At 72.9% G+C, this 25,605-nt stretch carries 21 protein-coding genes and 1 tRNA gene; 10 read left to right on the top strand and 12 right to left on the bottom strand.

The window, feature by feature from the left end:
• The first annotated feature begins 230 nt into the window (after nucleotides 1–230).
• A complete protein-coding gene (locus tag OG782_RS12840) occupies nucleotides 231–1,010 on the top strand; it encodes a decarboxylase (protein ID WP_406450418.1) in 780 nt (259 codons plus the stop codon).
• A gap of 136 nt (nucleotides 1,011–1,146) precedes the next feature.
• Nucleotides 1,147–2,244, top strand: coding sequence for an LLM class flavin-dependent oxidoreductase (locus OG782_RS12835; protein WP_406450416.1), 1,098 nt, complete (start codon nucleotides 1,147–1,149; stop codon nucleotides 2,242–2,244).
• Between the two features lie 67 nt (nucleotides 2,245–2,311).
• Here OG782_RS12835 and OG782_RS12830 read toward each other — a convergent pair whose 3' ends face one another.
• Nucleotides 2,312–4,096: a putative bifunctional diguanylate cyclase/phosphodiesterase gene (locus OG782_RS12830; protein ID WP_406450414.1), complete on the bottom strand. Its 1,785-nt coding sequence runs from the start codon at nucleotides 4,094–4,096 to the stop codon at nucleotides 2,312–2,314.
• A 492-nt stretch (nucleotides 4,097–4,588) separates the two neighbouring features.
• On the opposite strand from OG782_RS12830, the gene OG782_RS12825 reads away from it, so the two are divergent.
• Nucleotides 4,589–5,806, top strand: coding sequence for a M6 family metalloprotease domain-containing protein (locus OG782_RS12825; protein ID WP_406450412.1), 1,218 nt, complete (start codon nucleotides 4,589–4,591; stop codon nucleotides 5,804–5,806).
• Between the two features lie 56 nt (nucleotides 5,807–5,862).
• Here OG782_RS12825 and OG782_RS12820 read toward each other — a convergent pair.
• The 7 genes from OG782_RS12820 to OG782_RS12790 form a co-directional block, all read right to left on the bottom strand.
• Nucleotides 5,863–5,936, bottom strand: a tRNA-Lys gene (locus OG782_RS12820).
• The gene (locus OG782_RS12815) at nucleotides 5,927–6,646 is read right to left on the bottom strand and encodes a bifunctional DNA primase/polymerase (RefSeq protein ID WP_406450410.1); all 720 of its coding nucleotides are present in this window, start codon (nucleotides 6,644–6,646) and stop codon (nucleotides 5,927–5,929) included. Before OG782_RS12815 ends, OG782_RS12820 begins: the two co-directional genes overlap by 10 nt.
• A 294-nt stretch (nucleotides 6,647–6,940) precedes the next feature.
• Nucleotides 6,941–7,282 (bottom strand): hypothetical protein, encoded by a 342-nt coding sequence (locus tag OG782_RS12810; RefSeq protein WP_406450408.1) that lies wholly within the window; start codon nucleotides 7,280–7,282, stop codon nucleotides 6,941–6,943.
• Nucleotides 7,283–7,402: 120 nt separating this feature from the next.
• The gene (locus tag OG782_RS12805) at nucleotides 7,403–8,737 is read right to left on the bottom strand and encodes an AAA domain-containing protein (protein ID WP_406450406.1); all 1,335 of its coding nucleotides are present in this window, start codon (nucleotides 8,735–8,737) and stop codon (nucleotides 7,403–7,405) included.
• Nucleotides 8,734–10,353, bottom strand: a complete 1,620-nt coding sequence (locus OG782_RS12800) for a hypothetical protein (RefSeq protein WP_406450404.1) — start codon at nucleotides 10,351–10,353, stop codon at nucleotides 8,734–8,736. Before OG782_RS12800 ends, OG782_RS12805 begins: the two co-directional genes overlap by 4 nt.
• A complete protein-coding gene (locus OG782_RS12795; RefSeq protein WP_406450402.1) occupies nucleotides 10,344–11,510 on the bottom strand; it encodes a hypothetical protein in 1,167 nt (388 codons plus the stop codon). The genes OG782_RS12800 and OG782_RS12795 overlap by 10 nt, the downstream gene beginning before the upstream one ends.
• The gene (locus tag OG782_RS12790) at nucleotides 11,416–12,387 is read right to left on the bottom strand and encodes a phosphatase PAP2 family protein (protein ID WP_406450400.1); all 972 of its coding nucleotides are present in this window, start codon (nucleotides 12,385–12,387) and stop codon (nucleotides 11,416–11,418) included. The genes OG782_RS12795 and OG782_RS12790 overlap by 95 nt, the downstream gene beginning before the upstream one ends.
• A 301-nt stretch (nucleotides 12,388–12,688) precedes the next feature.
• Here OG782_RS12790 and OG782_RS12785 point away from each other — a divergent pair, with 301 nt between their 5' ends.
• Complete coding sequence (locus OG782_RS12785; RefSeq protein WP_406450398.1) at nucleotides 12,689–13,285, top strand: histidine phosphatase family protein; 597 nt, start codon at nucleotides 12,689–12,691, stop codon at nucleotides 13,283–13,285.
• A 267-nt stretch (nucleotides 13,286–13,552) separates the two neighbouring features.
• Here the strand turns inward: OG782_RS12785 and OG782_RS12780 are convergent, their stop codons facing one another.
• A complete protein-coding gene (locus OG782_RS12780; RefSeq protein WP_406450396.1) occupies nucleotides 13,553–14,920 on the bottom strand; it encodes a tetratricopeptide repeat protein in 1,368 nt (455 codons plus the stop codon).
• Nucleotides 14,921–15,164: 244 nt separating this feature from the next.
• Between OG782_RS12780 and OG782_RS12775 the strand changes: the two genes are divergently transcribed.
• Nucleotides 15,165–15,638 (top strand): hypothetical protein, encoded by a 474-nt coding sequence (locus OG782_RS12775; protein ID WP_406459030.1) that lies wholly within the window; start codon nucleotides 15,165–15,167, stop codon nucleotides 15,636–15,638.
• Between the two features lie 98 nt (nucleotides 15,639–15,736).
• Nucleotides 15,737–16,663: a spermidine synthase gene (locus OG782_RS12770; protein ID WP_406450394.1), complete on the top strand. Its 927-nt coding sequence runs from the start codon at nucleotides 15,737–15,739 to the stop codon at nucleotides 16,661–16,663.
• An 8-nt stretch (nucleotides 16,664–16,671) separates the two neighbouring features.
• Here OG782_RS12770 and OG782_RS12765 read toward each other — a convergent pair whose 3' ends face one another.
• A complete protein-coding gene (locus OG782_RS12765; RefSeq protein WP_406450392.1) occupies nucleotides 16,672–17,214 on the bottom strand; it encodes a hypothetical protein in 543 nt (180 codons plus the stop codon).
• Between the two features lie 90 nt (nucleotides 17,215–17,304).
• Here OG782_RS12765 and OG782_RS12760 point away from each other — a divergent pair, with 90 nt between their 5' ends.
• From OG782_RS12760 to OG782_RS12750, 3 genes are all read left to right on the top strand, one after another.
• The gene (locus OG782_RS12760; RefSeq protein ID WP_406450390.1) at nucleotides 17,305–18,015 is read left to right on the top strand and encodes a response regulator transcription factor; all 711 of its coding nucleotides are present in this window, start codon (nucleotides 17,305–17,307) and stop codon (nucleotides 18,013–18,015) included.
• Entirely contained in the window at nucleotides 18,012–19,457 is a 1,446-nt protein-coding gene (locus OG782_RS12755; protein WP_406450388.1) for a sensor histidine kinase, read from the top strand. The genes OG782_RS12760 and OG782_RS12755 overlap by 4 nt, the downstream gene beginning before the upstream one ends.
• Before the next feature lie 129 nt (nucleotides 19,458–19,586).
• A complete protein-coding gene (locus OG782_RS12750) occupies nucleotides 19,587–21,083 on the top strand; it encodes a cellulose binding domain-containing protein (RefSeq protein WP_406450386.1) in 1,497 nt (498 codons plus the stop codon).
• Between the two features lie 183 nt (nucleotides 21,084–21,266).
• Here the strand turns inward: OG782_RS12750 and OG782_RS12745 are convergent, their stop codons facing one another.
• Nucleotides 21,267–23,045 carry a 2-isopropylmalate synthase gene (locus OG782_RS12745; RefSeq protein ID WP_406450384.1) on the bottom strand — a complete coding sequence of 593 codons (1,779 nt, stop codon included), beginning with the start codon at nucleotides 23,043–23,045 and terminating at the stop codon, nucleotides 21,267–21,269.
• A 175-nt stretch (nucleotides 23,046–23,220) separates the two neighbouring features.
• On the opposite strand from OG782_RS12745, the gene OG782_RS12740 reads away from it, so the two are divergent.
• Nucleotides 23,221–23,913 (top strand): FadR/GntR family transcriptional regulator, encoded by a 693-nt coding sequence (locus OG782_RS12740; RefSeq protein WP_406450382.1) that lies wholly within the window; start codon nucleotides 23,221–23,223, stop codon nucleotides 23,911–23,913.
• 24 nt (nucleotides 23,914–23,937) lie between these two features.
• Here the strand turns inward: OG782_RS12740 and OG782_RS12735 are convergent, their stop codons facing one another.
• Nucleotides 23,938–25,599, bottom strand: a complete 1,662-nt coding sequence (locus OG782_RS12735) for a bifunctional aspartate transaminase/aspartate 4-decarboxylase (protein WP_406450380.1) — start codon at nucleotides 25,597–25,599, stop codon at nucleotides 23,938–23,940.
• Nucleotides 25,600–25,605 lie beyond the last annotated feature (6 nt).

Here is a 25,605-nt window from a genome sequence, read left to right as displayed (position 1 = left end):
CCGCGTCGGCCGAGGTGGACGGAGGCCCCACGCTCGCAGCCGCCCACCGGCCCGTCAACAGGCCGGGGCGGTGACCGGGGCGTATGGGGGAATACTGGAACAAAGGCGGTGAAATTTTCCGGTGTCGCCGTCCGCTCTCCACAGCCGCTTCACCACAGCAGGAGCAGGAATCGCACAGGAGTAGTACGGGAGTCGCACAGGATTCCCCGCACAGGACAGGAAGGGTGGACATGACGACCGTCGGATTCCTTTACCCGGGCCACTTCGCGGAGGACGACTACCCGCGCATGGAGATCCTGCTCGACAGCACCATCAGGCTCGTCGTCCGCCATACCGAGAGCCCCGACGACTCCTACCGCGAGGACGCCCTGCGGGAGCTGGGGGCCCCCGGCCGGCTCGCCGCCGGTATCGGGGAGCTCCAGCGCTCAGGGGTCCAGTGCGTCGTCTGGGCGTGCGACGGCGGCAGCTTCCTGTACGGCCCGCAGGGCGCCCACGACCAGGTCATGGCGCTGGCCCGGGAGGCGGGGGTGCCCGCCTCCAGTACCTCCATCGGCTTCGTCCACGCCGTACGGAAGCTGGGCGCCAACCGGGTCGCCGTCGCCGCGACCTACCCCGAGGACATCGCCGCGCGGTTCACCGCCTTCCTCCGGGCCGCGGGCATGGAGGTGGTCGCGACGCACGCGGCGGGCGTCGCCGATGCCACCGAGGCCGCGGCGTGGGGCCCGGACCGGGTGCGGGAGCTGGCCGCCGCGGCGGACCGCCCCGAGGCGGACGCCGTACTGCTGCCCGACACGGCCCTGCACACCATCGGCCACCTCACCGAGCTGGAGGAGGCCCTGGGCAAACCCGTCCTCACCGCGAACCAGGTGAGCGTCCGCGAGGCGCTGCGCCTGGCCGACCGCCCCGCCTGGGCACCCCGGCTCGGCGCCCTCTTCGCGGCCCTCGAATCGCCCCCGGCCCCGGTGACCTGGGGGAGCGGGCGGATGTACGCGCACGGCGGGCGGCGCTGAGGGAGCGGCGCCCGCACGATCGGAGTCCGGGGCGACGAGGCCGGAGAACGGCGGTCCGGAATAAACGGAGACCACCTCCTGTTTGTGTGTGCGGACACACGAGGGACATGACGAGCACCACCGGAGAGGCCAGGACGTGGACGAGATTCGAGGCGACGAGATCCGTGGCAAGGCGGAGGGGACGGCACCCGTTCCCCTCTCCGTGCTCGACCTGGTGACCGTGGGCCAGGGCCGCACCGCGACCCAGGCCCTGCGCACCGGCGTCGAGATCGCGCAGCTCGCCGAACGCCGGGGCTTCCACCGTTACTGGGTCGCCGAGCACCACTCCATGCCGGGCGTCGCCTCCTCCTCCCCGGCCGTGATCCTGGCCCACACCGCCGCCCACACCGAGCGCATCCGCCTCGGTTCCGGTGGCGTCATGCTGCCCAACCACGCCCCGCTCGTCATCGCCGAACAGTTCGGCACCCTGGAGGCCATGGCCCCCGGCCGCATCGACCTCGGTCTCGGTCGCGCCCCCGGCACGGACGGCGCCACCGCCGCCGCCCTGCGGCGTACGGAGCGGCTGAACGAGGGCGCCGACGACTTTCCGCAGCAGCTCATGGAGCTCACCCGCTTCCTGGACGACGACTTCCCCGACGGCCACCCCTACGCCCGGATCCACGCCGTCCCCGGCCCCGTCCAGGCGACGTCCGAGGGCGGCGTCCAGTCCCCGGGCCGCCCGCCCCTGTGGCTGCTCGGCTCCTCCGGCTTCAGCGCGCGGCTGGCCGGCATGCTCGGCCTGCCCTTCGCCTTCGCCCACCACTTCTCGGCCCAGAACACCGTGCCGGCCCTGGAGCTGTACCGGGACTCCTTCAAGCCGTCCGCGGTGCTGGACGCCCCGTACGCCCTGATCGGCGTCGCCGCCCTGGCCGCCGACGACGAGCGCGAGGCCCGCCGCCAGGTCCTGACCGGCGCCCTGTCGATGCTCCGGCTGCGCTCCGGCCGCCCCGGCCTGGTCCCGACGCCCGAGGAGGCGGAGGCGTACGCCTTCACCCCGATGGAGCGCGAATTCGTCGACAGCTGGCTCGTCAACATCGTCCACGGCACCGCGGACGAGGTCCGCACCGGCCTCGACGACCTGGCCAAGCGCACCGGCGCCGACGAGCTGATGATCACCGCCAACGCCCACGGCGGCGAGGCCCGTCTGCACAGCTACGGCCTCATCGCGGACGCCTACGGCCTGCCGGGCGCCTGATCCCGGCCGCCGTGAAGCGTTCGCGCCGTCGCGCCGCGACGGCGCGGCGTCGTGCGGCGGACCGCGCTCAGGCCTCCAGCGCGCGGGAGCCGATCAGCTCCGCGATGCGTTCCGGGGCGACCGCGCGGGAGTAGAGCCAGCCCTGCCCGGTGTCGCAGCCGATCCGGCGCAGCCGTTCCGCCTGGCCGGCCGTCTCCACGCACTCCGCGGTGACGGTCAGGCCCAGGCGGTGCGCCAGCTGGACCATGGCCTCCACGATCGTCTCGTCGGCGGGGCTGGGGTGGGTGCCGTCCTCGTAGCGGAAGCCGCGTACGAAGGCGCCGTCCAGCTTCAGTACGGAGACCGGCAGCCGGCTCAGATAGGCGAGGTTGGAGTAGCCGGTACCGAAGTCGTCGATGGCGATCCGGACACCCATGTCGCTGAGGGACTGGAGGGCCTGGAGCGGCCGGCCCGCCGAACCCATCACCGCCGACTCGGTCAGCTCCAGTTGCAGCAGCGCCGGGGCCAGGCCGGTCTCCGCGAGGATCTCCGCGACATCGGTGACCAGGTCGGAGTCCCAGACCTGGCGCACGGCGACATTGACGCTGATGAACAGCGGCGGCTCGGCCGGATGGTCGAGCTGCCAGCGCCTGGCCTGCCGGCAGGCGGCCCGCAGCACCCACCGGCCGAGCTGCACGATCGACCCGTCCTCCTCGGCGATCGCGACGAACCGATTCGGCGAGAGCATCCCGAACTGCGGGTGGTTCCAGCGCACCAGCGCCTCGACCCCCCGGACGATCCCGTCGGCCATGCCGACCAGCGGCTGGTACTCGATGGTGAACTCGCCCCGCTCGACGGCCGGCCGCAGATTGGACGACAGGGCCTGGCGGGTCATCCGATGGGCGTTGCGCTCGGGGTCGAAGAGGGTCCAGCGGCCCTTGCCGTCGGCCTTCGCCCAGTACAGCGTCGTATCGGCCGCCTGCATCAGCCCCGTCGCCGAGGTGCCCGCGACGGGCCGCTCCACCACGCCGATCGACGCCGAGACGGAGAGCCGCTGCCCGGCCAGATCGAAGGGCTGCTGGAGTGCGCACAGCACCGCGCGGGCGAGATCGGTCAGCTGCTGCGTACCGGAGGAGTCCTCCACCAGGATCGCGAACTCGTCGCCGCCCAGACGCGCGACGAGATGGGCGCCGGTGGGGTGCGGGCTCTCCTGCTCGGCGCAGTCGGTGAGACGCGCGGCGACGGCGGCCAGCAGCCGGTCGCCGATCCGGTGGCCCAGCGTGTCGTTGACGGCCTTGAAGCCGTCGAGATCGAGGTAGCAGAGCCCGATCCGGCCCCGGCCGGGAAGGCTGTCGTCCTGGTACGGCGGGGTCTCCAGAACCGTCGAGAGCCGCTCGAAGAACAGGGTCCGGTTGGGCAGCCGGGTCACCGGGTCGTGCATCTGGAGGTGGCGCAGCCGCTTCTGCAGCTCGCGCCGGTCGCTGACGTCCGCGACGGAGAGCAGTACCTGGCCGGGCGCGGCCCCGGCCGCCGGCTCCTGGGCCGAGGGCATCGGAACGACGGTGATCTCGGCCCACAGCGACCGCCCGTCGGGGTGCTTGAGCCGGCGGGTGCAGCGGAACCGGGAGCGCCGGCCGTGCAGCACCTCGCGGTACGCGCGCCAGGTGCGGCCGTCCGCGGCCAGGTCGACCAGATCGGATGCCGACTGCGCGGCCAGGGCTGCCGCACCGACGCCGGTGAGGGCGGCCAGCGCCTCGTTGGCGGTGACGATCAGGCCCTCGTGGTCGACGACGGCCATGGGGAGCGTGGCGGCCCGGAACGCGGCCCGGTAGTCGTGCAGTTCGCGGGAGGAGGTTTCCGCGGGCGTCCGCATCTCGTGACGTTCCGTGACCGTGGGTGGTGGGTCAGGGGTTGCTGTGCCTGCCGGGAGCCTGGGCCCTTCGGAGGTTCCGCTCACCGTTCGCTCCCGCCGTGCAGTTCTGTCCCGGACACCTCTGGTCGGACTGGCCCGCCGCGTGGAGCGCCGTTGTCAGGGGCGGAAACCGCGCAGGAAAGCGAGGTGAAGCATAGAGGCTGGCACCTCGGCCGTTCCAGCGCCCCGACCGTTCCGGGCGCCGCGTCCGCTCCGCATGGGCCATTCGCGCGCCGCCCCGGTTTGTCCGTGACTGATTGTTTCTGCGCACCTCTGTTCTCTCTCGGCGCTTCGGTGATCGATTGTGACTGTCCGTGAGGGAGGTGTAGGGCGCAATCGCTGACCCGAGTGGGGCAGCTCAACAGGACTTACCTCCCGAACCACCACAAAGTAGTGAGGAGCCCGCACCCCGCACCGGAGGTAGATGTGCCGCGTCAGCACGGACCCGGAGGAGTGGAGAGACCGAGTCCGCGCGCCGTGACGGCCGGACTGATCTCCCTCCTGGCGCTCGCCGCCACCTCCCTCGTCGCGGGACCGGCCGCGGCCGCCACCGGCGAGGCGGCCCCCTGCGCGCTGCCCCGGACCGACGCCCACCACTCGCTCGGCCTGGACCGCTGGAACGGTGCCTACCCGCGCCCCGACCACCCCCTCGACGCGGTCATGGTCTTCCTCTCCTTCCCCGACGCCCGGCCCGTCACCACCCCCGCGGAACTCACCGCCGACTACTTCCCCGCCACCACCCGGTTCTTCCAGCGGGCCTCGTACGGAAAGTTCACCCTGCGCCCGCACCCCCAGCGCCAGTGGGTCCAGATGCCCAAGCCGTCGGTCTGGTACGGCATACAGCGCGACTGGGACGACGACCGGCGCAGCGCCTATCTGCGCGACGCGATCGACGCGGCCGATCCCACGGTCGACTTCTCGCAGTACGACATCGTCTACCTCGTCGCGGACCCGGACGCGCCCGGTGTGGACTCCGACGCCACCAAGGTCGTCAACTTCGACCAGCCGCTGCACGCCGACGGCAGGGACATCAGGCGCGTCGTCACCGTCTTCGAACAGCACCCGCCGGACCACAACGTCCTGGCCCATGAGACCGGACACGTCTTCGACCTGCCCGACCTCTACCACCGCCCCTCCGACGGCAAGGGTGACTGGGACACCTACGTCGGCGACTGGGACGTCATGGGGAGCCAGTTCGGCCTCGCGCCCGACCTCTTCGGCTGGCACAAGTGGAAGCTGGGCTGGCTGGACGACCGGCAGGTGACCTGCATCCAGAGCGACCGGGTCGTCACCCTGGAGCCGATGGCGGCCGTTCCCGTGCCCGGCGCGTCCCTCGGGACCCGGCTCGCCGTGATCAGGACCGGCGAAGGCAGTGCCGTGGCCATCGAGGCCCGCAGCTCCACCGGAAACGACCGGTCGACCTGCACCGAAGGCGTGCTGCTCTACCGGGTCCGCAACGAGACCGCGTCCGGCGGCGGGCCCGTCGACGTCCTCGACACCCACCCCGACACCGACGCCTGCTGGGACCGGTCGGTCTACCCGCCGCTCGCGGACGCCCCGCTGCGGGTCGGTGAGACGTACTCCGTTCCCGGCGGGCACGCCACGATCGAGGTCGCAGACCGGACGCCCTCGGGTGCGTGGACGGTCCGGATCACCACCGGAACACAGTAGGAACCGGCGACAACGAAGAAGCCCCCTCGCTCTCGCGAGGGGGCTTCTTCCGTCTGTGCGCCGCCAGGGACTCGAACCCCGGACCCGCTGATTAAGAGTCAGCTGCTCTAACCAACTGAGCTAGCGGCGCCTGCTGACGTCGTAGACCTTAGCACCCGGATCGGCGGGAGGAAAAATCGAAATCCGGGGGGCCGAAGCGGGTGCCGACCGGGCCACCCGCACACAGGCCCAGAGCAGTACGTCGGGCCCCGGCAGCCAGGGGCTGCGAGTGTCGGGCGCGACCACCCAGCGGGGTCCGGAGAAGCTCGGATCGCAGGTCAGAGGGGGCACCGTCACCGCGTCCCCGGTGCCGTGACAGAGCAGCGGGGGCACCCTCGGGCCGCTGCTGTCCTGCCCCAGCGGCTCCCGCCCGGACCGCTTTCCGGGGCCGGTGCCCCACTCCTCCCAGTCCAGCAGCGAGGGCAGCCGCTGGGCGGTGCCGGGGGAGGCGAACAGCAGCATGCGGCCGCGGTGCGTGGCGACCGGGCCGGAGCCCGGACCGTCGGCCCACAGGTGCTCCAGCATCCGGCGTCCGAACAGCGTGGGCACGTTCACCACGTCGAACGCCGAACCGCACGGCAGCACCCCGGGCGCGGACGGGTGCGACTCCCACTGGGCCAGGGTGCTGCGCGGATAGGCCGCGGCGCCGGCCAGCCACGCGGCGCCGGCCGCGGTGACCTGTGCCGCCTGACTCCCGGCCTGTGCGCGCAGGACGGCGAAGATGTCGGCGTCGTGGCCGGCGCGGTGGTGGGGCCCGTCGCCGTGGTGCAGGGTCGTTTCGTCTGGCAGCCATGCGGTCATGTGCACAGGTCTACCCGGAGTGATCACTCGGATTCCGAGAGTTGCCGGAAACCGGGACAGGGTGGGGTGGTGAGGAGTATCTTGCGCCCAGGCATATGCCACTGGTTGTACCCGGAGTGAGCACGCGGGCCGGCTTGTACCCGGAGTGAGCACGCGGGCCGGCCGGGGAGCCGCGGCGGCGACGCCGCGTAGACGGCACGACGTCAGGTACGGCCTGTCAGGGACGCCGCGTCTGGGCACGTCGTCAGGGACGCCGCAGGACACGGCCTCAGGACACGGCCGCAGGACACGGCCTCAGGGGCGCGGTTCGTTCAGCAGGCTGCGGCCGAACTCGACCATCTTCGCGGCATAGTCCTCGGTCCACTCCGCCCGCTGCGCGATGTCCGCGGTCGTGAGCCGGTCGAACCGGCGCGGATCGGCCAGCTGAGCGGCGGCGACCGCCTGGAACTCGACCGCCCGGTCGGTCGCGGCCCGGAACGCCAGCGCCAGCTCGGTGGCCCGGCTCAGCAGCTCCTTCGGGTCATCCATCGACTCCAGGTCGAAGAAGTGCTCGGGGTCGGCGACCGACGCCGACGGCTCGAAGAGCAGGGGTGCGGGGCGCAGTCGCTGCCGCTCGTTCCGCTCGGGTTGTGCCATGTGCTTCGTCCTCCTCCGGTGGGCCCGACGGCCACCCTCCATTGTCCAGCCCGCCGCAAGGGCGCACAGCGGGTACGGCGACCCGTTCGCGATCCCCCGCGACTCCGTACGCCCCCGGCCTCAACAACCCCAGCGCACCCGGTGTTCCGCCAGGTGCGCCAGCACCGCGTGATTGGCCTCCCAGCCGTCCGGGAACTTCACCGTGACGCCCAGCTGGACCGGCTCCGTCGAGGGATGCTCGTCCAGCAGGTCCGCGACTCCCTCGCGGCAGACCACGATGCAGGCGTGACGGTGCCGGGAGGCCAGCACGCACAGCCGGCCCGTCTCCAGATGGAACGCGGTGGCGTCCGGGCGGCCGGACAACGGGTGCAGGACCACCGTCACATCGAACTCGCGGCCCTGGAGCCGGTTCGCGGTGTCCACCGCCACGCCCGTCACCCCCAGCTCCGCGAGCGCCGCGCGCACCGCCGCCGCCTGGTCGCGGTGGGCCGTGCCGACCGCGATCCGGTCCGCCGTCACCGGGGAGGGGCCGGGGGAGCGCTCGCTGGTGGCCACACCGCCCCGGTCGAGGAGCCGGCGCACCACCAGGGCCACCGCCCGGACCGCCTCCGGGTCGGTGCGCGGGGTGTGCCGGGCCGGGAGCTCCAGCAGGCCCCAGCCGGACTCCGCAGCCTCGTCCAGCACCCGGTCCGCGGCCGAACCGTCCGACGCGACGCCGAACGACAGCAGCCGGTCGCCGTGGTCCGTGCCGCTGCGGAAGCGGGTGTACGGGTAGAACGCGTCCGACACCAGCGGCGCCGCCGAGGCCGGCAGCCGCCATGACACCGGCAGCCGGTGCTGCGGCAGCTCCGGGTTGTGGGCGAGCAGCGTGGAGACCGCGCTGGCCGACGGGTCGTAGCTCAGCCCCGCCCACTGGTCCGCGCCGACGATCGAGAACGGGTCCAACTGGCCCGGATCGCCGACGAACAGCGCCCGTTCGAAGAGCCCGGCGACGGCCAGGAGCGCGTCCGAGCGCATCTGGTACGCCTCGTCGACGATCGCGTGGCCCCACGGCTCGACGTTCTTCACGTGGGCCCACTTGGCCGCCGTCGAGATGACGATGTCGAGTCCGGCCAGATCCGCGGCCTTCGCCGACTTCCGTACGTTGGCCAGGCCGTCCAGGACCTTGTCGTACGGGTCGGAGTCACTGCTGTGCAGCCGGCCCACCGGCAGCCCGGGTTCCTTCTCGGCGAGCCTGACCACCAGATCGTCCACCTGGGCGTTCGTCTGCGCGACCACCATCAGCGGGCGGCCCGCCGCGGCGAGTTCGAGCGCGGCGCGCACCACCAGGGTCGACTTGCCCGCACCCGGCGGCGAGTCCACCACGATGCCGCGGGCCGTGCCGTTCAGCGTGTCGTCCAGGATCCGGGAGGTGGCCAGGCCCGCTGCGGCGCCCGGGTCGAATACGGCCGTCACAGCAGGTCCTCCGGGGTCATGGGGTCGGGGCGCTCGGCAGCCGCGCCGGAGCCCGGCGGGCCCCCGTGCGTCCAGGGGGTCTCCTCCGCGTCCGGCAGCTGCGGTCCGCCGCGCTGGTCGTGCTCGAAGAGGGTCCAGGCGATGCGGTCGCCCGGCTCCGGCACGGAACCGGGCGCGGGCTCCTTGCCGCGGCCCATCCGGTCGGTGATCCGCAGTACCAGGAGGGGCGCTGCGCCCTCGGTGTCCTCCCCGTCCGCCGGCCCGTACCCCGCGAACTCGGCGGTCTGCGGCTTCCCGTCGAGCGAGCGGTAGACCTTGACGCGCTCGCCCAGGTGCGGCTGCTCGGCGGTGCGGACGGTGACCAGCGGGCGCGGCGAGGGGCGCTTCGACTCGCTGTACGCCATCTCCACAGCGGTCACCTCGCCGAGGAACGCCTCGCCCGCCAGCCGGCGGCCGGCCAGCACCAGCGGATCGTCCAGCGCCTCCTGGGCGTCCAGCTGGGCTTGCGCCGTCTCGCGCGCGGCCAGCTTGCGGGCCGCCGTCACCGCGTCGTCCCGGCGCGGCTGGGGCGGCTCCCCGGCCCGCACCCGGTCGCGGTGGCCGGTGAACGACCAGCGGTCGCGGGTCCACCGGTCCTCGGCCCTGGACCCCTCGGGCAGCTCCCGCAGCAGGTCCAGACCCCGCCACACCGCGTCCCAGGTCGGCCGCAGCACACCGGCCAGCAGCCCCCGGATCTCCCGCTCCGCCGCGGTCAGCTCCGCGAGCCGGGCATCGGCCGCCAGTCCGTCCTCGGCGGCGGCCAGCGCGGTGCGTGCGCGGTCGTACCTCTCGATCGCGGGGGCCAGCAGCCGGTTGTCGAAGTCCGGGTCGGTGGCCGGTCCGGCCGGTGGGCACAGCAGCTGCCCCGCACCGTCCCTGGCCAGCTCGGCGCGGAGCGCGGCCTCGGCCCCCGACTCACCCGCCGGCGGGTCGATCCAGGCGAGCAGGGCGCCCAGGTGCTGGTCCTCCAGGGAGGACTGGCCACTCGCCCAGTGCCGGTTCAGCAGATCGGTGCCGGCCAGCAGCAGCGAGGAACCCGGCACCCGGGCCCGCTCCCCGTAGTGCGTAAGCCAGCGGCCCAGCAGCGGGACGCGGGAGGGCGCCGGATACGGGGTGTCGGGGTCGTCCTCGGCGGTGCGCCGGAACCGCATGGAGCGGCCGAGCAGCCGGACGAACTCGATGCCCGCCCGGCTCGGCACGATCAGCTGCGCCGCGTCCGTGCACAGCTCGGTCTCGACCTTGACCTTCTTGCCGGTCGCGGGGTCGCTCTCGCTGCGTTCGGCGGGCTCGATCACATCGGCGTACGACTCGATGTGCGGCAGGACCGCCTCGGCCAGCTCGGCGAGGAAGGCGAACCGCAGGTCCCGGTCGCGCGGCTGGGCCACGGCCAGCAGCCGGGGCGCGTCCCGGTCGGTGCCGACGAGGGCGCCGAGCGGAGCGCCGGCCTCGCCCGCCGTGGTCAGTGGCACCAGGACGAGCGGCCGGTCGGTGAGACGGCGGTGGCGGACGGTGGCCGTCGGCTGCGCGCGGCCGCTCTCCACGGCCTCGAGCCGGGCCAGGGTGCTGATCAGTGACATGGGGTGCGGGCCTCCAGCGCTTCGGCGCGCAGGGCGGCCGCGCGGCGCAGGGCGGCGACCGTCGGATCCGCGGGATCGCCCTCCTTGCCCGCGGCCGCCGCGAGGACCCCGGCGACCGTGGTCAGCCCGCCGAGCTCGCCCCGCACGCTGCGCCCGAGCGCCTCGACGGCGCCGGCGGAGCGGGACTTGGCCCGGCAGTGGAAGGCCAGTTCGCAGGCGGCCAGGCACTCCGGCGCGTAGGCCGCGCCGACGGAGCCGACCGCGGTGTCCAGCTCCTCGGCGGAGCACTCCGGATCGAACGTGGTGCCCTCGGGCAGGGCCGCCGCGATGTCCTCGATCCGGGTGAGCCTGGTCAGCTGGCGGCGGGTGACCGCGCGCTGCTTGCGTACGTCGACGACGGACGCGGTCGGCAGATTGGAGAAGTCCTTCGGGCAGACCAGCAGCACCCGGTGCCCGACCTCCGCCCCGGCGGTGACGTCCGCGACCCGCTCCAGCGCCAGGACGTACACGGCGGACTGGCGGGCGGCCGCGCCCACCTTCGCCGCGTCGGCGGAATCGTCGATCATGGGGAAGGACTTGATCTCGACGACGGTCCAGGTGCCGTCGGGGTGCACCACCACCGCGTCCGGCTCCAGATAGGCGGGCGAGCCCGCCACCTCCAGGGCCAGCATCGGGTGGTCGAGCAGCGCCCAGCCGCCCGCCCCGGTCGCCTCCCGCAGCGCGAGCGCGGTACGCGCGGCGCGGCCCTCGGGCCCGGCGGCCGTCAGGTCGGGCACCCGGACGTCCTTCGGCGGCTCGCCCGGCCCGCCGAGCCGTTCGTGCAGCAGGCGCATCAGCTCCGTACCGCCGTCGGCCTTGACCTTGGCCTCGAAGGCGTTGCCCCGCATGAAGGCGAACTGGGACTGGCCGAAGGGGGCCGGTGAACCGAGGGCGGTGGCGAGCGCCGCCTTGTCCACCCCGGCCCCGTCGAGCAGGGCGCGGCGCTTGCAGCCCGGGTTGGCGGCGAGGGCGGCCAGCGCGCGGGCGTCCAGCGGACGCGGGGCGACGGCCGGGCCCCTCAGCTCAGCGAGCCGCCGTCGCAGTGTCACCGTCCGAGGCTCTTCCCGCGGAGGCGGTGACATCGGCCTGGGCAGGTGGGCCGTGCGGAGCTGCTGCATCGGCGGGATCTGCGGAGGAGGTCCGCTGGCCGGGGATTCGGTCACCCGCGGAAGTCTTGCATCCGGCACTGACATCGGGGGCCTTCGTGGCTCCGGAAACCCGTGCGAAGCGCGGTCCGGCCGCGTCCCTGACCCGGTCGGCGAGGCGCATCACGGGCCGGGCGAGCAGCGCCCCGAGGCCCATGACGGCGGCGCCCGCGACCGCGTCGAGGAAGTAGTGGTTCGCGGTGCCCATCACCACGAAGGTGGTGATCAGGGGGTAGGCGATGCCGGCGGCCCGGAGCAGCGGGTGCCTGGCGTGGCGCCACAGGAGGATGCCGCACCACAGGGCCCATCCGACGTGCAGGCTCGGCATCGCCGCGTACTGGTTGGTCATGCCGCCCATGCCCCGCGGGGCGCTGGCCTCGGTGCCCCACCAGCCGTACGAGCTGTACTGGGCCATCGTGTCGACGAAACCGTGGCCCGCGGCCAGCAGCCGAGGCGGGCAGGTCGGCATCAGCGTGAAGCCGATCAGACCGAGCATGGTCGAGGTCATCAGCCAGGTGCGGGCCCTGCGGTAGACGGCAGAGTGGCGCCGGAAGATCCAGATCAGGACGGCCGGGGTGACGACGTAGTGCAGTGAGGCGTACGCGAAGTCGGCGGGTATGCCTATCAAGGGGTGCGCGGTGAACAGCCGGTTGAGGGGGTGCTCCGCGTTGAGGAAGAGCATCTTCTCCAGATGCAGGATCTGCAGTCCGTGGTCGACGGCCGTCGACACGTCGCCGCGGGCCAGGAGTCTGCCGCCCGAGTACGCCGCGTACACCAGGGCCAGGAGCGGCAGCTCGGTCCACCAGCGGGGCCGGTGGTGCGGCGCGGGCGCGGTGGTGGCATGCGGCATCCGGAAGTTCTCCATCATGTGTTCATGCGGCCGACGGCGGGCGTTCAACCGTACGGTGCGCGTCGGCCGTGGTTCCCCCGGGGGTGCCTCTTCGGCGCCCTCAGCCGCTCGGATCTGTCTGTGACCTGTGGGACGCCGGTGCGGCCCCCCAGGTTGCGTCTCGCGCCGGTGCGCGATGATGGAAATCCGGACGATCCGTTCCCCCGCTCCGCCCGTTCCATCCCGGACGGATTCGTCCCGTCGATGTCCAAGATCTCAGATCCCGCATCTCAGGTCTCAGTATTTCAGGGAGAGCCGTCACATGGCACCGCGCATCCTGCTGGCCCGGCACGGCCGTACGGAATGGTCAGTCAACGGCAAGCACACCGGCAGGACGGACATTCCGCTGCTCGACTCCGGGCGCGAGGGGGCCGAGCTGCTCGGTGAGCGGCTGCGCCGCGGGCCGTGGGCGGACCTGCCGGGCCTGGAGGTGCGCACCAGTCCGCTGGTGCGGGCGTCCGAGACGTGCGAGATCGCCGGATTCGGTGACCGCGCCGAGCCGTGGGACGCGCTGATGGAGTGGGACTACGGGGCGTACGAGGGGATGACCCCGGCCGAGATCAAGGCGGTCCGTCCGGACTGGTTCATCTGGCGCGACGGGGTGCCGGAGGGCGAGACCCTGGCCCAGGTGTCGGACCGGGCCGACGAGGTCGTGGCGTGGGCGCGCTCGGCCGACCGCGACGTCCTGGTCTTCGGCCACGGCCACATCCTGCGGGTGCTGGGGGCGCGGTGGCTGGGCGAGGACGCGTCGTTCGCGGCGCGCATCCGGCTGGACCCGACGTCGCTGTCGGTCCTGGGGTGGGCGTACGGGGCGCCGGCGGTGGAGCGCTGGAACGACACGGGGCACCTGGAGCGGTAGCGCGCGGGGCGCGCTTGTGGGGGCGGCGGCTTTCAGCCCGTCCGGCGCCTGAGGACGGAACCGTTGCGCGGATCCCGGGCGCGGGTCCTTGTCCTCAAGCGCCGGACGGGCTGGGTCTGGCCGGGGCTCGTCCTCAAGCGCCGGACGGGCTGGGATTTGCGCCCTCGGGTCCGGGGTCGAGGGTTCCGTCCTCAAGCGCCGGACGGGCTGGTTGTGGCCGGGGCTCGTCCTCAGGTGCCGGATGGGCTGGTTTGGCCGGTGCCGTCCTCAGGTGCCGGACGGGGCGGACATCGCGTGGCGGTCCAGGAAGTCCCTGATGTCCACCGAACCCCGCCCCCGGGGGCGCAGGACCGCGACCGCCCCCGCCAGCATCGAACGGATGCGGGAGGACTGGACCTGGTCCAGCAGGTCCAGCACCCGGTGACCCGTGGCCGCCGCCTCCTCCGTGAGGCCCGCCCGTGCCAGGTCCGTGGTGAGCTCGGCCCGGTACAGCGCCAGGTTCCGGGTGAAGTGCGGGTCCTGGAGCCGCGTCGCCCGCCGGGCATGGCGGGCCGCCCGTGACCAGTCGCCCAGCGCCGACCAGCACTGCGCCTCCAGCATCTCCAGCTCGGCCTCCCGGAAAAAGGTCATCCACTCCGGGTCCGCCGCGGACGGCCCCTTCCCGAACGCGGTGTGCGCCCGGCCGAGCGCCCGCTCGCAGCCGGTACGGTCCCCGAGCCCGGCCCGGCCCCCGGCCTCCCGCAGCGCGAGCAGGGCGTGCAGTCGCGGTGAGCCCAGCGACCGCGCGGCCCGCTGGCCCGCCTCCGCCGCGCGCACGGACTCGCGCGGCCGGCCCGTGTCGCGCGCCAGGAACGACGCGTTGCAGAAGGCGTGCGCCTCCAGGGCCGGGTCCCCGGCCACCCGCGCGGTGGCCAGCGCCTCCGCGTAGTGCGAGCGGGCATCCTCGAACCGGCCCGAGTCATGGGCCAGCCAGCCCACCGAGATGGCCAGCTCACCGGCCCCGGTGTGCAGCCGGTCCGCCGTGGAGCGCCGGGCCGCGGCGCCGGAGTCGAGCAGCGCGTACGCCGCCCGCAACGGCTGCGAGGCGCGCCGGTACAGCCCGTCGCCGCCGTGCCGGTCGTCCAGCAGCCGGATCTGCCGCACGGCCTTCTCGACGGCGTTCACCTCCGCCTCGCCGACCCGGCGCTGCGCGGGCAGGGACACGGCGGACGAGCCGCCGAGGCCCAGCCCCAGGGAAGTGGCCGCCACCGCGGTGGTGCCGCTCGTCATGAATACGCGACGCAGCACGTCGCTCTCCTCGTCGGTGTCGCCGCCTGGTACGAACAGCGGGGAAGTCGGGGACGGTGGGACGTCCGCCGCGGACCTGGCACCCCGGCCGCGTACCGATTCGCGCGGTGAGAAGCCCAGCTCCGTCAGGGACGCCCCGGGGAACATGTGCAGGAAGACCCGCTCGTACGCGTAGTTGGGGCAGCGGATCTCGCCGGACTCCACGCGTCCGATGTACCGGGCGTCGCACGCGACCTGCTCGCCGATCTCGCGGGCGGACCTGCGTACCGCGGCAGCGAACTCCCCGGCGGAGCGCTGTCCGCGCAGCCGCCGGAAGGCGAGGTTGGGAACTGCCCGTGTCGACACCATGGCGGGGCCCTCTCTGGTGCGAGCCGGGGGCTTGATTCCGGTGTCCCGGCGGAGCAAGAACGTACCTGCTGTGATGGGACACACACGCTGCGTTTGCCAACAAATCGGACATCTCGCCCACGATCCGCCATGAACTGCCACCCTTTGCGGCGGTGCTGCACCGTAGCCCTTGACGCGGTCGGTGCGTTGGTCCATGTGGAGACGGGGTCCGGCTCCGCCCGGCGATGAGAGGAGAGGTCCCTTGTTGCATCTCGACATGGCGACCGGCTCGCGGACGACCGCGACGAAGACAGCCACCGGCACCACGACAGCCACCGGCGCCACGGCGCCCGCGGGGGAGACCGGTCCGCCGGGCACGCTCCCCGGCGCCGGACCCTGCGACCTGGTGACCGTCCCCGCCCGCCAGGGCCTGGAGGCCGTCGACATCCTGCGTCGCGGCGCGGACCAGGAGGCCGTCGGCCCGGTCCTGCACGACGGAGCCTGCGCCACCCTCGGCTTCCTGGTGCCACCGGGCACCGCACAGGCCTGGGACGTACCGGGCAGCGCCTGTACGCAGACCGACGGCCGCGGGCTGCGCATCCCCGCCGAGCCGCCGGCCCCGGGCAGCGGCTGGCTGCTGCCGCCCGCCGACGACACCTCCGTCACCGACCCGGCCGTGCTGCGGGCCGCGCTCGACCAGGCGGCCCGGCTGATCGAAGCGGCCGACAACTGCCGCTGAGCACATAATGGCCGGACGGCGGGTGCGTGGATCAGCCCGTCACGGCCGGTCCCCGACCGGTCCCGGACACGATGAGCAGCAGGCAGGGACGAGGAGCGGTGGCACGTCGAGGAGCGGCCGGTGGTGCGGGCGACCGTAAGCAGCGCACGGAGCGCAGGACCGACCGCAAAGCGGCACGCGGCTCCGAACGGCCCCCCGGCGAGGCCGGGGAGCGGGTCGACGGCGGCCTCGCCGAGCTCGTGCCCGACCGGGAACGCCGGCGTGCCTGGACGCTGACGATCGACGGCGCCCCGCAGTCCCACGTGGACCTCGACGACCCGACGTACCTCTCCTTCGAGTACCAGCGCCGGATCGGCCACATCGCCGACCTGGCCGCGCCCGCCGGACAGCCGCTGCACGTCGTGCACCTGGGCGGCGGGGCCTTCACCCTCGCCCGCTACATCGCCGCGACCCGGCCCCGGTCCACCCAGCAGATCGTCGAGGTGGACGCCGCACTCGTCCAACTGGTGCGCCGTGAACTGCCGCTGGACCCGCAGGCCAGGATCAGGGTCCGCGCCACCGACGCCCGCGCCGGGCTCGGAAAGATCCAGGACGGCTGGGCGGACCTCGTCATCGCCGACGTCTTCAGCGGGGCGCGTACCCCCGCCCACCTCACCAGCACCGAGTTCCTCGCCGAGGTGCGCCGCGTCCTGAAGCCCGGCGGGAGTTATGTGGCCAACCTCGCGGACGGGCCGCCGCTGGCCCATCTGCGCGGCCAGATCGCGACCGCCGCCACCGTCTTCCCCGAACTGGCGCTCGCCGCCGACCCGACCGTGTGGCGCGGCCGCCGCTTCGGCAACGCCGTGTTGCTCGCCTCGGACGTGCCGCCGAGGATCGCGGAGCTCACCCGCCGGGTGGCCACCGATCCGCACCCGGGGCGCGTCGAACACGGCCGGGCGCTCGCCGACTTCACCGGTGGCGCGTCCCCGGTGCACGACGCGGACGCCAAACCGTCACCGCCGCCGCCCGCCTCCGCGTTCGACTGACCGCGGGGTTACGGACCGACGATCTCCACCTGCGGCGGGTGGTCGTTCCAGGTGCAGAAGACCGAGACCGTAGCGCCGTCGTCCTGGGCGAAGTTCACCCGGATCCAGGTCGTGTTCGTCCACACCTGCACCGACCAGCCCTGCTCCGGAGTGGCCGAGACCAGCTTCGCCGAGTCCGTGCCGAGTTCGAAGACGATCCGGCCCCCGTCCGTCCCGTAACTGCGCACCGTGCCCGAGGCGGTGGCCGTCGCCGTCGGCCGCGGCGTCCCTGCGGGGGTGTGCGACGGTGTCCGGGACCGGGTCGGGGACGGTTTCGGGGCGGTACGGGGTGTGGCGCGGGGCGACTTCGACGGCGACGCCTTCGGGCGGTGCGTCGAGGACGCCAGCGTCCCGGCGGCGTCCCCGTCCCCCCGGGCGCCCGCGATCGGCACCGCGCGAGGCGGGTCGTACGCCGTACCCGCCATCACGGTGTGCACACCCCACCACGACAGCGTGACCGCGGCGCCGGTGGCGAGCGACCACGCGAGCGCGTGTACGAGTCCTCGTTGCATCGGGCACATCCTGCACCACCGTTCCCGCCGGTGTCCCCGGTGCCGCCACCGGCCGGACCGCGCGGGGTCCGATGGCGTACGGTGCCGCCCATGCCCAGTGTGCTCGTGGTCGAGGACGACCAGTTCGTACGTTCCGCCCTCATCCGCCACCTGACCGAGGCCTCCCACACCGTACGGAGTGTCGGCACCGCGCTCGAAGCGCTGCGCGAGGTCGCCCACTTCCGGTTCGACGTGGTCATCCTCGATCTCGGACTGCCCGATCTCGACGGGTCCGAGGCCCTGAAGATGCTGCGCGGCATCACGGACGTGCCCGTCATCATCGCGACCGCGCGCGACGACGAGAGCGAGATCGTCCGGCTGCTCAACGACGGCGCCGACGACTACCTGACCAAGCCGTTCTCGGTGGAACACCTCTCGGCCCGGATGGCCGCCGTGCTGCGCCGGGCGCGGGCCGCCGGCGGTGAGGCGCCGCCCCCGCGCGTCATCCGGGTCGGCGGCCTATCCATAGACCCGCTGCGGCGGCAGGCCGAACTCGACGGCACCGCACTCGACCTCACCCGGCGCGAGTTCGACCTGCTGACCTTCCTGGCCGGCCGCCCCGGAGTCGTCGTCCCGCGCAGGGAACTCCTCGCCGAGGTCTGGCAGCAGTCCTACGGCGACGACCAGACCATCGACGTCCACCTCTCCTGGCTGCGCCGCAAGCTGGGCGAAACGGCAGCCCGGCCCCGCTATCTGCACACCCTGCGCGGCGTCGGCGTGAAACTCCAGCCGCCCGCCGCACCCCCGGAGCAGCCCGCATGAGATGGGCCCTGGTCAAGGTCTGCCTGGCCGTCACCGCGATGGTCGTGATCGCCTTCGCCGTACCACTGGGCCTCGTCGTCAAGGAGATGGCGCGCGACCGCGCGTTCTCCGACGCCGAACGGCAGGCCGCGATGATCGGCCCCACCCTGTCCATCACCACCGACCGCGCCAAGCTCCAGAAGGCGGTGCTCACCACCGAGCCGGGGGCCGCGGGCCGGATGGCCGTCCACGTCCCGGCGTCCCACGAGGCCGGCGGCGTGGCGGTGGAGATCGGCAGCAGGCGCGCCACCCGCAAGGACCTGGAGACCGTGCAGGAGTCGGGCCGCGCCTCCATCAGCGAGGTGACCGGCGGCTCCGCGCTGCTCCAGCCGACCGCGCTGGGCTCCCGGGGCACCGTCGTCGTCGAGGTGTTCGTGCCGGAGGACGAGGTCTCCAACGGGGTCGCCACCGCCTGGCTGATGCTGGCCGGCGTCGGCATCGCGCTGATCGTGGGGTCGGTCGCGGTGGCCGACCGGCTCGGCGTACGCATGGTGGAGCCGGCCAGACGTCTCGCGGCGGCCGCGCACGACCTGGGGGAGGGGCGGCTGGGGACCCGCGTACCGGAGGACGGGCCGACCGAACTCCGGTCCGCGGCGACGGCGTTCAACTCCATGGCCGACCAGGTCGTCCAGCTCCTGGCCAACGAGCGTGAACTGGCCGCCGACCTCTCGCACCGGCTGCGCACCCCGCTCACCGTGCTCCGGCTCAACGCCGCCTCGCTCGGCGAGGGCCCGGCGGCCGAGCAGACCCGGGCGGCCGTCCAGCAACTGGAGCGCGAGGTCGACACGATCATCAGGACCGCCCGCGAGCAGCGTCCGCAGACCCAGGGGCAGAGCGGCGGTCCCGGGGCCGGCTGCGATGTCTCCGAAGTGATCCGCGAACGGATGGACTTCTGGTCCGCGCTGGCCGAGGACGAGGGCCGCGAGGTGCGCCTGGCGGGAGTGGACCGTACGGTACGCATCCCGGTGGCCCGCCCCGAACTGGCCGCCGCACTCGACGCGTTGCTCGGCAACGTCTTCCGGCACACCGCCGAGGGCACCGCCTTCGCCGTCGATGTGCACCACAGCGGCGACGCGGTGATCGTGCTGGTCTCGGACGCGGGCGGCGGCATCGCGGACCCGAAGGCGGCGCTGGCGCGCGGCAGCAGCGGCCGCGGCGGGGCGAAGGGCGCTGTGGGCTCGACCGGCCTCGGGCTCGACATCGTCCGCCGGGTCGCGGAGTCCACCGGCGGCGATGTGCGGATCGGCCGCTCGGTGCTCGGCGGCACGGAGGTGCGCATCTGGATCGGGCTCGACGGGCAGCGGCCGCAGCGGCGCGGACACCGGGTGGGGCGGCAGCGGCGCGGGGTGCTCCGCCGGAGCGCGGAGGCCCGGTTCCGCTCCGGAACGGGCCCGAACCTTTAGTGCGGCCGATGCGCTCCTTAAGCCAACCCTAAGAACGTCAACGCAAGCCCGGATTAGCCTCTTTGCCCCTTTCGCTGCCGCTAGCGTGCTCCCGCATCCCCCACTTCCGTATGACGAGGCAGGAACGCGATGGGCACCAGCACGCACCGGCGCACGGCGAGCACCAGGACCAAGGCGATCGGCGCGGTCGTCGCCGCGGCCGTGATCGGCGGAACGGTCTTCGCCCTGACCGGCACGGCCCAGGCGGCAGCGGTCGGTGCCGCCTACACCAGGACCAGCGGCTGGACCGGCGGCTACACCGGCCAGTACGTCGTCACCAACGACACCGACGCGGCCAGGTCCGGCTGGACGCTCGAGTTCGACCTGCCGGCGGGCACGAAGCTCAGCTCCCTGTGGAACGGCGAGCACACCGTCAGCGGCAGCCACGTCACGGTCACGCCGGCCGCCTGGGACAAGGAGCTGGCCCCCGGCAGGTCCGTCACCATCGGCTTCGTGACCAGCTCCGACGGCACGGCCGCCGACCCCACCGGCTGCCTCATCGACGACGCCAAGTGCTCCGTCGACACCGGCGCGACGCCGGAGCCCAGCGGCCGCCCCACCGAGACCGCCACCCCCACGCCGACCCCCACCGCGACCGCCACGGCCACCCCCACCCCCACCCAGAAGCCCACCGGGACCGCGACACCGACGCCCACCCCGACCCCCACGAAGACCGACGGCGGCGGCACGGCGAGCGGCGCGGGCTTCGCCCCGTACGTCGACACCTCGCTCTACCCGGCGTTCGACCTGGCCGACACCGCAGCCAAGACCGGTGTGAAGCAGTTCAACCTCGCCTTCATCACCTCCGGCGGCAGCTGCGCCCCCCTCTGGGGCGGTGTCACCGGCCTCGGTGACGACCACGTCGCCTCCCAGATCGGCGCCCTGCGCGCGGCCGGCGGCGACGTCCGGGTCTCCTTCGGCGGCGCCTCCGGCTCCGAACTGGCGCTGAACTGCACCTCGGCCGCCGATCTGGCCGCGGCCTACGGCAAGGTCGTCGACACCTACGAGCTCACCAAGGTCGACTTCGACATCGAGGGCGGGGCGCTGCCCGACACGGCGGCCAACTCCCGCCGCTCCCAGGCCATCGCCCAGCTCCAGAAGTCCCACCCCGGTCTCGACGTCTCCTTCACCCTGCCGGTGATGCCCGAGGGCCTGACCCAGCCCGGCGTGGACCTGATCGCCGACGCGAAGAAGAACGGCGTGGACGTCGGGGCGGTCAACGTCATGGCGATGGACTACGGCGCCTCCTACAGCGGCGACATGGGCACGTACGCGATCCAGGCCGCCACGGCCACCCAGGCCCAGATCAAGGGTGTGCTGGGGCTCTCCGACGCGGACGCGTGGAAGGCCGTCGCCGTCACCCCGATGATCGGGGTCAACGACGTCAGCACCGAGATCTTCAAGGTCGAGGACGCCACGCAGCTGGTGAAGTTCGCCCAGGAGAAGGGCCTCGCCTGGCTCGCGATGTGGTCGGGCACCCGCGACAAGGAGTGCGCGGGCGGGGCTCAGCCGTCCGCGGACGCCTCGTGCAGCTCGATCGCGCAGGAACCGCTCGCCTTCACGAAGGCGTTCGGCGCCTACAAGTAGCCCCGGTAGCCCCAGTAGCCACCACCCCGCCCGCGCGCCCCGGCCGGTCCCCACATCCCCCCCCACGACCGGCCGGGGTGCGCGCCCCTTTGTCCGCGCGGCCCGTCCGGGGGTCCTCAATCGCCGGACGGGCTCAAAGATGTCCTCAATCGCCGGACGGGCTTGGATTTCGGCCCGACGGGCTCAGTGTTCCGACCGGTTCACCGCCGAGAGCACCGCCGCCACCGACGCCGCCACGCTCGACGCGCCCCGGCCCGCGCCCCAGTGCTCCGTCCCGCCGGCCCGGCAGCGCGCGTACGCGGTCACCGTCGCCTCCGGTCCCGGTGAGCCGTGCTCCGCGAAGTCGAGCACCGTGACCTTCACCCCGGCCCCCTCCAGCGCATGTGTGAAGGCGCCCACCGGGCCGCTGCCGGTGCCCTCGTAGTCGCCCTCGCGCCCGTCCACCCGCAGGGTGCAGACGAACCGGTGCTCACCGGCCGGGTCGAGGTGCGTCGACCAGGACGTCAGGGCGAGGGAACCGTCCCGCCCGGGGACCAGGTACGTCGCGTCGAACAGCTCCCACAGGTCCTCCGGCGTGGCCTCCAGACCGCTGGCGTCGGTCGCCGTCTGCACCGTGCGGGAGAAGTCCGCCCGCATCCCGGCCGGCAGGTCCACCCCGTGGTTGCTCCGCAGCAGATGGGCGATGCCGCCCTTGCCCGACTGGCTGTTGACCCGGATGACCGCCTCGTACGTACGCCCCACGTCCGCCGGGTCGATCGGCAGGTACGGCACCGCCCACAGCTCGGAGCCACTGCTCGCGTGGTGGGCGAAACCCTTGCTGATCGCGTCCTGGTGGGTGCCCGAGAACGCGGTGTAGACCAGATCGCCGCCGTACGGATGGCGCGGCGGCACCGGCAGCCGGTTGCAGTGCTCGACCGTGCGGCGGATCTCGTCGATGTCCGAGAAGTCGATCATCGGGTCGACGCCCTGGGCGTGCAGATTGAGGGCCAGGTTGACCAGGTCCACATTGCCGGTGCGTTCCCCGTTGCCGAACAGGCAGCCCTCCACCCGCTGCGCCCCCGCCAGCACGGCCAGCTCCGCGCACGCCACTCCCGTTCCGCGGTCGTTGTGCGGGTGGACGGAGAGGATCACCGAGTCGCGCCGCTCCAGATGGCGGTGCATGTAATCGATCTGGTCCGCGTACACATTGGGCGTCGCGATCTCCACCGTGGCGGGCAGGTTGTGGATCACCGGCCGGTCCGGCGAGGCGTCCCACAGCCCGGTCAGGCTGTTGCAGATCTCCAGGACGTAGTCCGGTTCGGTCAGCACGAAGACCTCGGGGGAGAACTCGAACCGGATGTCCGCCCCGGGCCTGGCCCGCGCCAGCCGGTCCATCTGCCGCGCCGCGTCCAGCACCACGCCGTGCACCTCGGCCCGGCTGCGGCCGAGGACGACGTCGCGCCAGACGGGGGCGGTCGGGATGTAGAGGTGGACGACCACCCGGTCCATGCCCGCGACGGACTCGAAGGTCCGCTCGATCAGCTCCGGTCTGGCCGGGGTGAAGACGACCACCGTCACGTCGTCGGGCACGGCACCGCTCTGCGCCAGATGCCGGACGAAGTCGAAGTCGGTGCGGCTCGCGGACGGGTAGCCGATCTCGATCTCCTTGAACCCCATCGCGACCAGCAGATCGAACATCCGGCGCTTGCGCGGGGTGTCCATCGGTTCGGCCAGGGCCTGGTTGCCGTCGCGCAGGTCGACGGGGACCCAGAGCGGGGCGCGGTCGATACGGGCCTGCGGCCAGCTCCGGCCGGTCAGCGGAATCTCGACGCGGTCGAAGGCGGCGCGGTAGCGGTGCGACGGCATCGAACTGGAGCGTTGCGGATTCCACTGGGGCGCGGCCTCGGGGACGGGCCCGCGCGGGGTGCAGATCGTGGGGAAGCTGTGCATCGGTGACAGAACGCCGGGCGTGAACTCGGACATGTGAAGGGGTCTCTTCTCGCATCGCCGGATGCGACCGGCACAGCACGGCACCCCGCGGCGGGGTGCCGATCGCTTCAGGCCCCGCCGCGGCAGCCGAGAAGAAGGAGACCGCGGTACGTCATGATCGGTACAGTAGCCAGAAACCAAGTCCTCAGACAACCTGACAGGTGAACTCGTGTCCTCGCTCGGTCCGCTCCGCCCCAGCCCCCTGGTCGAACAGGCCACGAGCCATCTGCGCGCGCAGATCACCGAGGGGCACTGGCCGGTCGGCACGAAGATCCCCGGTGAGACCACCCTCGCCAAGACCCTGGGCGTGGGCCGCTCCACGGTCCGCGAGGCGGTGCGTACGCTCGCCACGCTCGGCCTGCTCCAGTCCCGGCAGGGCTCCGGCGTCTTCGTCATCTCCGACGAGGCGACGGAGGACTGGCCGGTCAGGCTGCGCCGGGCCGCGGTCACCGATGTCTACGAGGTGCGGATGCTGATCGAGGTCCAGGCCGCCCGGCTGGCCGCCCGGCGCCGCACCGACGAGGACCTGACCGCCCTGGACGCGGCGCTCCGGGCGCGGCGGGAGGCGGGCGCCGGGCCGGACGCCGGCTTCGTGGACGCGGACATCGCGCTGCACCGGACGGTCGTGGCGGCCGCCCACAACCCCGTGCTCACCGACCTCTTCGGCGAGTTCGCCCCCGCGCTGCGGCAGGGGCTGATCGACCTGGTGGAACTACTCGGGCTGCGCCGCGACGACCCGAACCACGGTGAGGCGCAGCACCACGCGCTGGTCAGGGCCGTCGTGGCGGGCGACGCGGAGGGGGCGGGCCGGGCCGCGCAGGCGGAGCTGGAACACACCCTGGCCCGCCTGCGCGCCTCCTGACCGGCCCGAGCCGGACACGACGCCCTACGCCGCGCCGGCCCCCGACCCCCGCCACTCCTGGGCGTACTCGTCGAAGATCGCCCGCAACTGGTGGCCGATCTTCAGGTAGTCCAGGTCGTCCAGGTTGGCCAGGGAGACCCGGACCGACCACTCTGGCCCGTCGAAACCGCCGCCGTTCAGCAGCACCACCGACGTCTGCTCGGCCAGCCGGAACAGCGGGTCGACCGGCTCGTAGTTCTGCTCCAGATAGTCGGCGAACTCCTTGCCCAGGGTGCGTTCCGCCTCGGCCAGCAGATCCAGCTCGATGTAGTACGAGGCCCGCTTCGGGTCCTCGGAGATCTTCATGTGCGCCCCCTCCAGCAGGAGTTCGAGGCGCTGCTGCACGATGGAGCGGATCCGGGCCTTGTACTCCTGGCCCTCGTCGAGCATGTCGAACAGCGAGAAGAGCGTCATCATCACCTGCTGCGGCAGCGACAGGCCCGCCGTGTGGTTGAGCGCCACCTGACGGGAGTCCGCGACCAGCCGGTCGATGAACCGCATCCTCTCCGGCTCCAGGGACAGCGATCCGTACCGCTTGCCCAGGCGCGCCTTCTCCTCGGCGCTCTGCGCGGTCAGCATGTCGTCGATGACGTTGTCGTCGTGCAGCCCGATGACGCCGAGCCGCCAGCCGGTGGCGCCGTAGTGCTTGGAGTAGGAGTACACGAGCAGCGCGTTGCGGGGCAGGTCGGCGGCGAGCGAGCGGAAGCCCTCGACGAAGGTCCCGTAGACGTCGTCCGTCACCACGATCAGGTTCGGGTTCTGCTCGGCGACGATTCCCACGATCTGCTCGGCGACCCTCGGGGCGAGCGCGAGCGAGGGCGGATTGCTCGGGTTGACGCAGCAGACCATCCGGACGGAGGGGTCGGCCAGCTTGGCGATCTCCTCCGGCGGGTAGCGCCACTGCCGCACCCCGGTCTCGGTGAACAGGTTCGCCTCGACGTGCACGACGTCGAAGCCGTACGTGTCCAGCTCGGGGATCTCCAGGTACGGAGTGAAGACCGGCACCATCAGGGCGATCCGGTCGCCCTTCTTCAGGATTCCGTTCTTCAGCAGCGAGTCGAAGATGTAGCACATCGCGGCGGTGCCGCCCTCGGTCGCGAACAGGCTCAGATTCTGCCCCTCCGGCGGCCGGTGGTCGAACATCTCGTCGGCCACGTACCCGCGCACGATCTGCTCCACGTGCGGCAGGATCCGCCCCGGTACCGGGTAGTTGTCCCCGATCGAGGAGTCCGTCAGCTCGTGGACGAACGCGTCGGGCACGAAACCGAAGCGCTTGACCGCCAGGTCGATGCTCGCCTGGAGCAGCTCGATGCCGGGCAGCTCCGGATGCGTACGCACGAAACGGGCGAAGCGGTCCGCACAGCCGGCCTCCTCCGGCATCCCGCCCAGGTTGTCCGCCGTCCAGACCCGGCGGGACTCGGCGATCGCGAAGTAGCCGAGCGCGTGGTACGCCTCCCGGGGGCCGGTGGCGACCCAGTTCGGATTGCCGCGGCCCGCGTTCAGCATGGCCCGGGTGGTCTTGCCCTTCTGGCCGGGTTTGCCGCTCTGCTCGGACTGGGCGATGGCGATGAATTTGTCCTTCAGCTCGAACGGGCTGAGCTGGGCGAACGACCGGATCTCGGCACGGCTGAGGCTGGCCTTGGGCATGTCTGC

This window comes from Streptomyces sp. NBC_00876, assembly GCF_045207435.1.
GTDB lineage: Bacteria > Actinomycetota > Actinomycetes > Streptomycetales > Streptomycetaceae > Streptomyces.
The sequence above is the reverse complement of the archived record's forward strand: the minus strand, read 5'-3'. Positions and strand labels throughout refer to the sequence as shown.